This is a genomic window from Halanaerobiales bacterium (genome assembly GCA_035270125.1).
Lineage (GTDB): Bacteria > Bacillota > Halanaerobiia > Halanaerobiales > DATFIM01 > DATFIM01.
On record DATFIM010000154.1, the window covers coordinates 1 to 10,968 of the forward strand.

Annotated in this window: 8 protein-coding genes and 1 tRNA gene; all 9 read left to right on the plus strand. The window is 26.3% G+C overall.

What is annotated here, in order from left to right:
• On the plus strand, positions 1 to 411 hold a 411-nt coding region (locus VJ881_08015; GenBank protein HKL75998.1), incomplete at its 5' end, for an IS30 family transposase.
• A 244-nt stretch (positions 412 to 655) separates the two neighbouring features.
• A tRNA-Arg gene (locus VJ881_08020) sits at positions 656 to 732 on the plus strand.
• Between the two features lie 382 nt (positions 733 to 1,114).
• Entirely contained in the window at positions 1,115 to 1,636 is a 522-nt protein-coding gene (locus VJ881_08025; GenBank protein HKL75999.1) for an isoprenylcysteine carboxylmethyltransferase family protein, read from the plus strand.
• 159 nt (positions 1,637 to 1,795) lie between these two features.
• Positions 1,796 to 3,622 carry an MASE3 domain-containing protein gene (locus VJ881_08030; protein HKL76000.1) on the plus strand — a complete coding sequence of 609 codons (1,827 nt, stop codon included), beginning with the start codon at positions 1,796 to 1,798 and terminating at the stop codon, positions 3,620 to 3,622.
• A gap of 54 nt (positions 3,623 to 3,676) precedes the next feature.
• Positions 3,677 to 3,808: a hypothetical protein gene (locus VJ881_08035; GenBank protein ID HKL76001.1), complete on the plus strand. Its 132-nt coding sequence runs from the start codon at positions 3,677 to 3,679 to the stop codon at positions 3,806 to 3,808.
• 375 nt (positions 3,809 to 4,183) lie between these two features.
• Positions 4,184 to 7,039: a PAS domain S-box protein gene (locus VJ881_08040; GenBank protein ID HKL76002.1), complete on the plus strand. Its 2,856-nt coding sequence runs from the start codon at positions 4,184 to 4,186 to the stop codon at positions 7,037 to 7,039.
• Between the two features lie 87 nt (positions 7,040 to 7,126).
• On the plus strand, positions 7,127 to 7,801 hold the full coding sequence (locus VJ881_08045) for a hypothetical protein (GenBank protein HKL76003.1): 675 nt from the start codon (positions 7,127 to 7,129) through the stop codon (positions 7,799 to 7,801).
• Positions 7,802 to 7,948: 147 nt separating this feature from the next.
• Positions 7,949 to 9,502: a DUF362 domain-containing protein gene (locus VJ881_08050; GenBank protein ID HKL76004.1), complete on the plus strand. Its 1,554-nt coding sequence runs from the start codon at positions 7,949 to 7,951 to the stop codon at positions 9,500 to 9,502.
• A gap of 124 nt (positions 9,503 to 9,626) precedes the next feature.
• Positions 9,627 to 10,712 carry an HD-GYP domain-containing protein gene (locus VJ881_08055; GenBank protein ID HKL76005.1) on the plus strand — a complete coding sequence of 362 codons (1,086 nt, stop codon included), beginning with the start codon at positions 9,627 to 9,629 and terminating at the stop codon, positions 10,710 to 10,712.
• Positions 10,713 to 10,968: the final 256 nt, after the last annotated feature.

Consider the following 10,968-nt stretch of genomic DNA (forward strand, 5'->3'; position numbering starts at 1 on the left):
AAAGAGATAATAGAAAAAATACCAGATAAGACACAGGAATCAGTTATAAAGGGATTAGATAGGATTGAACGAAGAATAGGTGTTAAGAAGTTCAGGAAACTATTTAAAACAATAACAACTGATAATGACAGAGAGTTTTATGATTATGAAGGGATAGAAACTTCTTTTACAGGCAGCAATATACCTAGAACAGAACATTATTATGCAGATGCATATTGTTCCTGGCAGAGAGGGAGTAACGAGAATTTAAACAAGATGATAAGAAGATTTATACCTAAAGGAGAAAGTATAAAAAAATATAGTAGAAAAGCAATCAAAAAGATTCAAAGATGGATGAATAACTATCCTAGAAAGATGTTTGATTTCAAATCCGCTAAAGAAATATTTCAAATGGAATTGAAAGTAGCTTAACATTATATATGCAGGCAATGTTTAGATGAAATTTTTTTCTCCTCTTTTAAAAGGGGAGAAACTACAAAACTAAACATATAAGGTATAGATCTAAAAAACCGTGCATTTAACCTTGCAATACACAAAATAAGAAAATATAGTAATAATATTGATAAAATATAGTTATTATGGTACCATCAAATTGGTGAGGAAATATAAACTGTTGTGGTGCAGAGTTGATAAACTCTGTTTTAAGTGAAAATGTGGGGCTATAGCTCAGTAGGATAGAGCGACAGATTCCTAATCTGTAGGTCTTGGGTTCGAATCCCGATAGCCCCACCATTTTTTATTTGTTAGCTCATTTATACGATCTTGACCGATAAGATTTTTGGCCATTTTCAGCAGGATCTGTCGGTCAGTTTTAATAATATATTAGATAGATTGAGTAACAGACCTCTGCTAGAAAAACTAATGCAGGGTTTTTTTTATGTCTAAAGAAATTAAAATGTGTAAAGAATCAGATTCTGTTGTTCTCGATCAAGCTTTTAAGGAGTTCAAGCAATATTCAAAAGTTATAAATTTATTCTATTTTTAAATCATAAAATTGAAATATGTTTATTATTATTTAAAAAAAGGAATTAATTAAAATTTAGTTAAATATTAAATTAAGGAGCAGAATATTATATGAAATAGCATTGATATAAATTTGAAAGGAGGTAAATTAATGAATTCCTTTATTCTAGTAATACCAATTATTTTTATTCGTTATATCCTTATAAGAATTATAAGTGATGAAGAAGCTATAGAAAGAGCAGGTTTTTTTCCTCCAACAGAAGGGAAAGAACAAGTTGCTTTTTATGTCTATCAAATTACAACACTTATTTTACTAATATATTTATTTTTTTCAAACATTAAATTTAATATTGTTTTAAGTTATGTGGGTTTAATTGTATTTATAATAGGAATGTTATTATATATTAAATCAATTATAGATTTTTCAAAACCTCAAGAAAGTGGAATAAATAATAATGGGCTATATAAATATTCGCGTAATCCTATGTACGTAGCTTTCTTTTTATATTTTTTGGGTTGTAGCTTTTTAATAAATTCACTTTTTTATTTTATAATATTACTTATATTTCAAATTTCAGTTCATTATCTTATATTATCAGAAGAAAGATGGTGTATTAAAGAGTTTGGAGTAGAATACCAAAAGTATATGAAGAAAGTTAGACGTTATATTTAAATTGGAGACTCTGGATAGGTTATAATAAATTTTACTTTCAAACCAGGTGCATTTAATTTCGCATCTGGTTTTAGATTTATAAATAAAAGGTTTAATGGATTTTTCCTATAATTAATAGTTAAGAACTAAAAAGAATTTTAATTTATCGGGGAGGTTTTTATGACCAAATTAAATAAGGCATTATTTGGAGATGAGTTTAATAAATCATATATTATATTAGCAGGAATAATATTATTATTAATTATTTTAAGTTTTAAAAATTTTTTGTTATTTCATTCATTGATTGAATTATCTAGTATTATAATATCATTTATTATATTTATAATAGCTATCTATACTCATGAAAAAAGCAAAAATTATTTTTTGGTTTTTTTAGGAATTACATTGGGATTTGTAGGACTTCTTGATTTATTGCACACCTTGGTTTATGAGGGTATGGGAGTTTTTCCTAATCTTGGAGCTAATCTCCCTACTCAATTATGGATTATAGCTAGATATATAGAGAGTGGTGGTTTTGTTTTAGCTCTTTGGTCAATTAAATATAATAAGAGTTATAATATAAAAAAACTAATTTATATATTTTTATCTTTGTTATTTATTATATTTCTATCTTTATATTTTAATATATTTCCCAAGGCTTTTGTTGAAGGTAGTGGACTTACTGGTTTTAAGATTATAAGTGAATATATAATCTCTTTAATTCTTGTTTATAGTTTATATTTGTTAAATCAAAATAAAGATTATTTTGAAAAAGATGTCTATAAGATAGTATTTTTTTCAATAATAATGACTATTTTTTCTGAGATATCTTTTACATTTTATGTTAATGTTTATGGTATTTCTAATATTACTGGTCATGTATTTAAATTATTATCTGTTATTTTAGTTTTTAAAGCTATTATAGATACAGGTTTTAAAAGGCCCTATGATTTACTATATCGTCAATTAAAACTTCAAAAAGAAGAAATTGAAAAATTATCTTTTACTGATCAATTAACTGGTCTTTATAATCGTAGATTTTTTGAGGAAGAAATGAAAAGATTGGATACAGAAAGACAACTTCCCTTAAGTTTTATTATGGCTGATCTTAATGGTTTAAAAATCATTAATGATAGTTATGGACACGAGAAAGGTGATGAAATACTAATTCAAGCAGCTAAAATTTTAAAAGAATCACTTCGTGAAGAAGATATATTGGCAAGACAAGGGGGAGATGAGTTCGCTGTTTTGCTTCCAAATACTACAAAAAAAGATACAGAAAAAATTGAAAAAAGAATAAAAGAAAAATGCAAAAAGACTCAAAATAACATGATACCAATTTCTATTGCTCTTGGTATAGCAACTAAAGAAAAATTAAATCAGGATATTGAAGATGTATTTAAAAAAGCTGATGATAAAATGTATAAAAATAAATTAGCTGAAAGTAGAAGTAGTAAGAGTAATATAGTTGAGGGATTAATAAATGTTTTAAATTCAAAAAGTAATGAAACAAAGGAACATTCTGTTAGAATGACAAAGTTAGGTTTTAAGTTTGGGCAGAAATTAAAACTTTCAAATTCAGATCAAAATAGACTTTCTATTTTGACAACTTTGCATGATATAGGTAAAATAAATATTAATGAGAAGATTCTTAAAAAGAAAGGTAGTTTAAAAGATAAAGAGTGGGAAAGCATAAAAAAACATTCGGAATATGGTTATAAAATAGCTAAATCTTCTGAAGAATTTGCAGCAGTAGCTAAAGATATTTTAGCTCATCATGAAAAATGGGATGGAAATGGATATCCAAAAGGAAGTGAAGGTGAAGATATACCTTATTTAGCAAGAATTATTTCAATTATAGATGCTTATGATGTAATGACAAATAATAGACCTTATAGTAAAGCAATATCAAAAGAAGAAGCTTTAACTGAGATCAAAAATTGTGCTGGTAGTCAGTTTGATCCTGAGTTAGCTAAAGAGTTTATAGAACTTAAAACTACTAATTGAAAATCTCCTTAATTCATATTTTAGTTTAAATTTATTATAAGGAGGATCTCTAATTTGAAAGATAATAAAAAGCATAAAAATTTAAAAAGAATTGAAAATATAAATAAAAATTATAAAAAAATAAAGATGAAATTAAATCTATGTTTAAAAAAGATAAGAAACGATAATAAAATTGAAAGGGGGTAAAAAAAATACTGGATGGATTTCCACGAAGTAAAAAACAAATTAAGGATTTAGAAAAAATATTATAAAGTATAGAAGATGAAATTAATTTAATAATTTACTTAAAGGTAAAAGAATAAAAACTCATAACCCGTCTAACAGGTCGAAGAATCTGTATGGTTGATGGTTCGATTTATCATACTAAATATAATCCACCCCAGAAAAAAGGCAAATGTGATAAATGTGGATCTAATTTATACAAAGATGCATGCTGGGAAAGAATTGTAAATATTTTATCAATCAGTCTTCATTTGCTCCTCAAGGTTGGATATTTGGACTAGTCTGGATGTTAAATAAATATTCATAAACATTTATTAATAATAAAAGGAGTTGCCTAAAATGACTGGACATTCAAATGATATTTTTAATAATATAAATGATATAGTCTGGTCTGTTTCCTGGCCGGATTTAAAAGTGAAATTTGTTAGTAAAGCAGTCAAAGATATCACCGGTTATTCAAGAGAAAAAATACAAAAAAATCTTATTCCCATTAAAAGAATTACCCATCCTGAAGATAAAAAAATACATGATAGGGCACTTAAGCAATTAAAAGAAAATGGTTATGAAGAAAGAGAATTTAGAATAATATCTAAAGAGGGTAACATTAAATGGATTCATGACCGGGGAGAAATGATTTATAATAAAAATAATGAACCTATAAGAGCAGAAGGAATAATGAGAGATATAACAGAAAGAAAAGAACAAAGAAAAGAGCTTGAAATGATGGATTTTACTCTTGACAAATCAAGTATGTTGATTTTTAGAACTACTCCTGAAGGAATAATAGATTATGTTAATGAAACTGTATTAAACAAACTAAATTATGATGAAAACAATCTTATTGGCAAACATGTAAAAAAAATATTAAAAAAATATAATTATGTAGATAGAATAAAATTTTGGGAAAAAATAAAAAATTCTATTTCTATGACTTATGAAAGAGAATTTATTACTAAAAAAGGTAATAAAATACCTGTTGAAATGACAAGTCAATATTTTAAATATGAAGATAGAGAATATGAGTTTGCTTTTGCAAAAGATATAACGGAAAGAAAAAAATTAGAAAAAAATCTTAAGGAAAAAAATGAATTATTTAATAGTGTTTTAGAAAGTATCCAGGATGGGATTAGTGTATTAAGTTCTGATTTAACAATCAATTATATAAATTCTACTATGAAAGAATGGTATAAAAGCAATTTACCTCTTAAAGGAAAAAAATGTTTTAAAGCCTATTATAATGAAAAAGATAAATGTAAAAATTGTCCTGTTTTAAAAACTTTAGAAACTGGTAAAATGGAACGTCAAATAAAAAAACAACCGGAGGAATTTGAATTAGATTATATTGAAATTTTCAGTTATCCTATTTGGGATGAAAACGAAGAAAATATGACTGGTGTAGTTGAATTTGTAAGAGATATATCAGATAGATTAAAACAAAGAGAAAAACTTGAAATGATGAATTTTACTGTTAATAAATCAAACTTGTTGATTTTTAGGGTAAAATCTGATGGAATAATTGAATATGTTAATGATACAGTTTTGGATAAGTTAGAATATAAAAGAGAAGATCTTGTTGGAAATAATACAAAAAAAATAGTAAAAGCAAAAGATAATTATATTGAGAGGGAAAAATTTTGGAATAGAATTAAAGAATCTAAAGCAATAACTTATGAAAGAAAATTTATAACTAAAAGTGGAAATAAATTTCCAGTAGAAATTACCAGTCAATATTATAATTATGAAGATAAAGAATATGAATTTGTTTTTGCTAAAGATATTACCAAAAGAAAAGAGCAGGAAAAAAAGATAAAAGAACAAAAGGCATATTTTGAACAGCTCTTTAATAATTCTACAGAAGCTATAGTTCTTTTAGATAATAACCATCGAGTAATAAAAACAAATAAAAAATTTGAATCTTTATTTGGATTTAAACAATCAGAATTAAAAAATAAAAATCTAGATAATTATATTTTACCTGAAAACTTAATAGATGAAGGTAAAAATTATACCAAAAGAGCTAAACAGGGTGAAAAAATTGCAAAAGAGAGTATAAGAAAAACTAAGAATGGCCAGAAAATCAATGTCTATTTACAGGGCTTTCCTATTAAATTGGCAAATGGACATATTGGTATTTATGCTATTTATAGAGATATAACTGAAAGGAAAAAAAGAGAGGAAAAAATAGAATATTTGTCATATAAAGATCAATTAACTGATTTATATAATAGAAGATTTTTTGAAGAAGAAATGAAAAGATTAGATACTCAACGTAAATTACCTATTAGCATTATTATGGCGGATTTAAATGGTTTAAAAATCATTAATGATAGTTATGGGCATGAAAAAGGTGATGAGATATTAAAAAGAACTGCTAAAATACTAAAAAATTCTATAAGAAAGGAAGATGTTTTAGCTCGTCAGGGTGGAGATGAATTTGCTATTTTACTTCCTCAAACCCAAAAAGATGAAGCTCAGGAAGTAATTAACAGAATTAAAAGAAAAACTGATAAAACAAGAGATGAAGTTATCCCTATTTCAATTGCTTTAGGTGTTGCTACAAAAGAAAATAAGGAACAGAATATAGATAATATTTTAAAAAAAGCTGATGATAATATGTATCAAAATAAACTTTCAGAAAGCAGAAGTAGTAAAAGTAATATTGTTCAGGGATTATTAAATACTCTAAGTGCTAAAAGTCCTGAAACCAAAGAACATACGAAAAGAATGGCTGAATTATCCAAAAAGTTAGGTAATAAATTAAAACTTTCTAACTCGGAGTTGAATAAATTATCTTTACTTGCTACTTTACATGACATAGGTAAAACTACAATTTCTGAAAAAATATTAAATAAATCAGAAAATCTATCAAAAGAAGAATGGAAAATATTAAAAGAACATTCTGAAACTGGATATAAAATTGCAACTGCATCTAATGAATTTTCTGTAGTTGCAGAAGAAATATTATCACATCATGAAAATTGGGATGGAAGCGGATATCCTCGAGGAATTAAGGGAGAGAATATTCCTTATTTAGCCAGAATAATATCAATTATAGATGCTTATGATGTAATGACAACTAATAAACCTTATAGTAAAGCAATCTCCAAAAAAGCAGCATTAAATGAAATAAAAGAATGTGCAGGAAGTCAATTTGATCCTGAACTAGCTCAAAAATTTATAGAATTAAAAAAATAAAATAATTTTAAAGGTTTTTTATAACTTATGACCAATTATAATAATACAATTAACTTCTCGTAAATTCTTTTAGAGGAGGTGGTTAAAGTGTATCTAAAAAAATGGTCATTTAAAATATTATTTGTATTCCTTATTTTGCTATGTGTTAATTCTTCTGTCTTTGCTCAGGAAAATTTTGAAAATTTAAAAATACCAACAGAAATTAAAGATTTAGTGGCTAATTTTTCAATGATTGATTATAATATTATATCATTTGAAAATGATGAAAAAACCAGTGATATTTATTTGAAATATAACTATCTTGGCAAAGAAGAAATCAATGGAATTAAAACAGATAAAATTTCTATAGAAATTGTTGAAAGAGAACATGATAACATTCCTTCAAAATTATATTTTTGGTTTGATGAAAATAATATCAAGCAATTGCAGATTGAAGAAGAAATAATACCAGAAAGTATGGCTAAAATGGTTGCAGATAGTATATTGATTGGTATTTTTTCCCCACTTAAGCAGTTAGTACAATATAATATACAGGAATTTAAAAAAACAGGTAAAGTAAGAAAATATAAAGAAAGACATGCAGGAAGAGAATTAAATATTACTGAAATTGAAGTAAATAATATACCAGAATATGAGCTGAAATATGGTATGACTAAAATAGCAGAATTAGAGGACACAGCAGTAGTTTTAGAATTTGAATATATTTCATCTGTAGAAGATCAAAAAGTTCAATTTAAAGTTAATGATTTTAAATTACATTAGTATATAGATTTAAATGACTACACTGTATTTATTTAGGTGTAGTTTTTTTTGAATAAACAAATTTTAAGATATTTAAAGGATTTTTAAATATTATGTAGAAAACCTTCAATATAATTAAAAAGAATTTTTTTGGGAGAGTGAAAAACCATGAAATTGATTTCCAATATAATCAGCTGGATAAATGAAAAGAAAAATAATAAGGAAAATATTGATGGCTCAAATTGGAATAAATGGTGGATGCCTGTAGTTGGTTTTTTTGCTTTAGTTTGGTTTGTAATAAGAGTAATCCCAAAACCAAGTAGATACCGTTATCCCTGTCAAAGAATGGCTGTGCCAATTGCTATGGGATTTTTAGCCTGGTTGTCAACAACTATTGGTCTTAGTATTTCTATCAAAAGTATAATAAATTTTGTTAAAAAATCTCGTTATTGGGCTGCAGCTCTTGTAATAATTATTACTTTAATTGGCGTAGGGTTTTATATAGATATTAATGGTAATAATCCAGTTACTGCACGCCAGGATGGACCTATAGGAGAGGCAAAAGGAATTAATCCTGGTAGAGTTGTCTGGAATTATAATTCAGAAGCTACTTCCTGGGATGGAAAAAGCAATTACTGGTGGGATGATAATAATATTGATCAAAAAATAGTAAAAAAAATGTGGGAATCTTCTTTGAAAAAATTAACTGATAAAGAAAATACTGAAGAAGCCTGGAGATCATTATTTAATCATTTTAATCAAAAAAGAGGTAAAAATAATATAAGTTATCAAGAAGATGAAAGTATAGCTATTAAGCTAAATTTAAATACTCATAAATCATATAATGATCAGGATAATGAAGTTGATCTGTCACCACAGATGGTTTATGTGTTAGTTGATAGTTTAATCCAGGATGGAAAAGTTCCAGGTGAAAATATATATTTATATGATGCTTCCCGTCCCTTAGCAAATAAAATTTATGATAAAATCTATAATGAATATCCAGAAATAAATTTTATTGATAATAATGGAGGAAATGGACGAAAAAAAGTTAAAATGGATAAAAGTTCACCAGTTTACTATATGGGTATAGATAGAAAACAGCCAGATTATTTACCTAAATGTGTGGTAGAGTCTGAATATTTAATTAATCTTGCCAGTCTTAAAAAACATAGTTTGGCCGGGATGACTGTTACTGCTAAAAATCATTTTGGCTCTATCTATAATGAACAATATGGAAGATGGACTCCCAGTCATTTACACAGTGGTATTAATGGAAGAAGTAGAGAAATGGGTAGTCCCAATCCTCTAGTGAGCTTAATGGGTCATAAAGACTTAGGTGGAAAAACTTTATTATATATAGTTGATGGTTTATATGGAGGTATGAATCAGCAGAGTGTTTCTCCTCATCGGTGGTCTATGGAACCTTTTAATGGAGACTGGAGTTCAAGTATTTTTATTTCACAGGATCCAGTTGCCATAGATTCAGTGGCTTTTGATTTTTTAAGAAGTGAAACAGATTTATTAAATTATACTGAAAATTATCTACATGAGGCTGCTATTCCAGGGGGTTCTTCTGAAAAGATATATGACCCTGAAAAAGATGGAATTTATTTAAAAAGTTTAGGAGTTCACGAACATTGGAATAATTCTCAAGAAAAATTATATAGTGGTAACACAGACTCAGCTAAAAATGGTATTGAATTAATTAAAATAAAATAAATTATAATACAGGTCTGATGATGATTCAAAAGGCCTGTTTTTAAATATTTATATTAAAAATATTTAAAATATGAAGGAAATAATCCAGTTATTGAAGAAAGATAGTACTAGAGGAGGGACTAAAATGGTTGATGATTTTCAAAGTCAGAATAAAATAAATATTGATATAGATGAATTAAAAGCTGGGATGAAACTGGCTAATGATATAGAATATGATTTTGGAGGTATTTTGCTCCCTGCCGGTACAATTTTAGATAATAAAAAAATTGAAAGATTAAAAAGACTGAGTTCAGAATATGTTTATGTATATAATGAAAATGAAGAAGAAATACAGGAAAATTTAAATAGAACTCAAAATGCAGAAAAAAAATATCAGGAAGAAATAGATGAAATGAAAGATGTATTTCAAAAGGCCAGAAATCTTGAACAAATTGAATATAATGATGTTAAAGACATGACACATGATATTATTAGTATAGGTGATGAAAGTGAAATGATTGATTTATTAACTAAGGTTAGAGAGGTAGATCAATATACTTATAGTCATCTTTTAAATGTAGGTATTTTAGCTTTTATGTTTGGTAACTGGTTGAAATTTGATAAAGAAAGATGTTTTAGATTGACCGAAGCTGGTTTAATGCATGATCTGGGCAAAGCAAAAATTCCTGACGAAATTTTAAATAAGCCATCTGAATTAACTACAGAAGAATATGACAGAATGAAAAAACATACTATTTATGGGTATGAAATGGCTCAAAATACAAAACATATTGCTCCTGAAACTGCTCAGGGAGTATTAACACATCATGAAAGATATAATGGAAAGGGTTATCCACTTAAATTAAAAGGTGAAGATATACCTCTTTTTGGAAGAATTATTGCAATAGTAGATACCTTTGATGCTCTTACAGCAAACCGTATTTATCAACCTGAATCTACACCATTTGAAGCAATAAAATTATTTAGAGAAGAGACTTTTGGAGATTTTGATTATGATTTACTTAAAGTTTTTTTAGATAAAATGCCGAACTATTTTGTTAATGAAAAGGTTATTTTAAATAATGGAAAAGAAGCAAAGATAGTTTTTATTAATCCCCGCCATCAGGATAAACCAATAATTAAAGTTGATGATTCATATATTGATTTATATAAAAATGATGATATTAAAATAGAAAGAATGGTAGATAGTTATTATACTACTGAGGAATAAAAAAAGTAAATAATTAAAATAAAAACTAACCGAGGAGCCTTGTTAAATTGGCAAGCTTCTCGGTTTTTTGATATTTTTCTCACAAGAAAGAAAAGTCTAAAAACTTTTAAAATTAAGCAGGATAATTACTTTATTTCTTGAAGTTTTTATTAACTCAATTTTTAAATATAATTTTTTTAATATAAAAAATAACAATTTTTTGGGGGGCTAATATGGCTAATATAAAACTAGAAGAACTTGATCCGATTATTGAAAA

Coding starts and splice junctions, on each gene's coding strand:
- VJ881_08025 (HKL75999.1), top strand. CDS start 1,115: ATGAATTCCTTTATTCTAGTAATACCAATTATTTTTATTCGTTATATC.
- VJ881_08030 (HKL76000.1), top strand. CDS start 1,796: ATGACCAAATTAAATAAGGCATTATTTGGAGATGAGTTTAATAAATCA.
- VJ881_08040 (HKL76002.1), top strand. CDS start 4,184: ATGACTGGACATTCAAATGATATTTTTAATAATATAAATGATATAGTC.
- VJ881_08050 (HKL76004.1), top strand. CDS start 7,949: ATGAAATTGATTTCCAATATAATCAGCTGGATAAATGAAAAGAAAAAT.
- VJ881_08055 (HKL76005.1), top strand. CDS start 9,627: ATGGTTGATGATTTTCAAAGTCAGAATAAAATAAATATTGATATAGAT.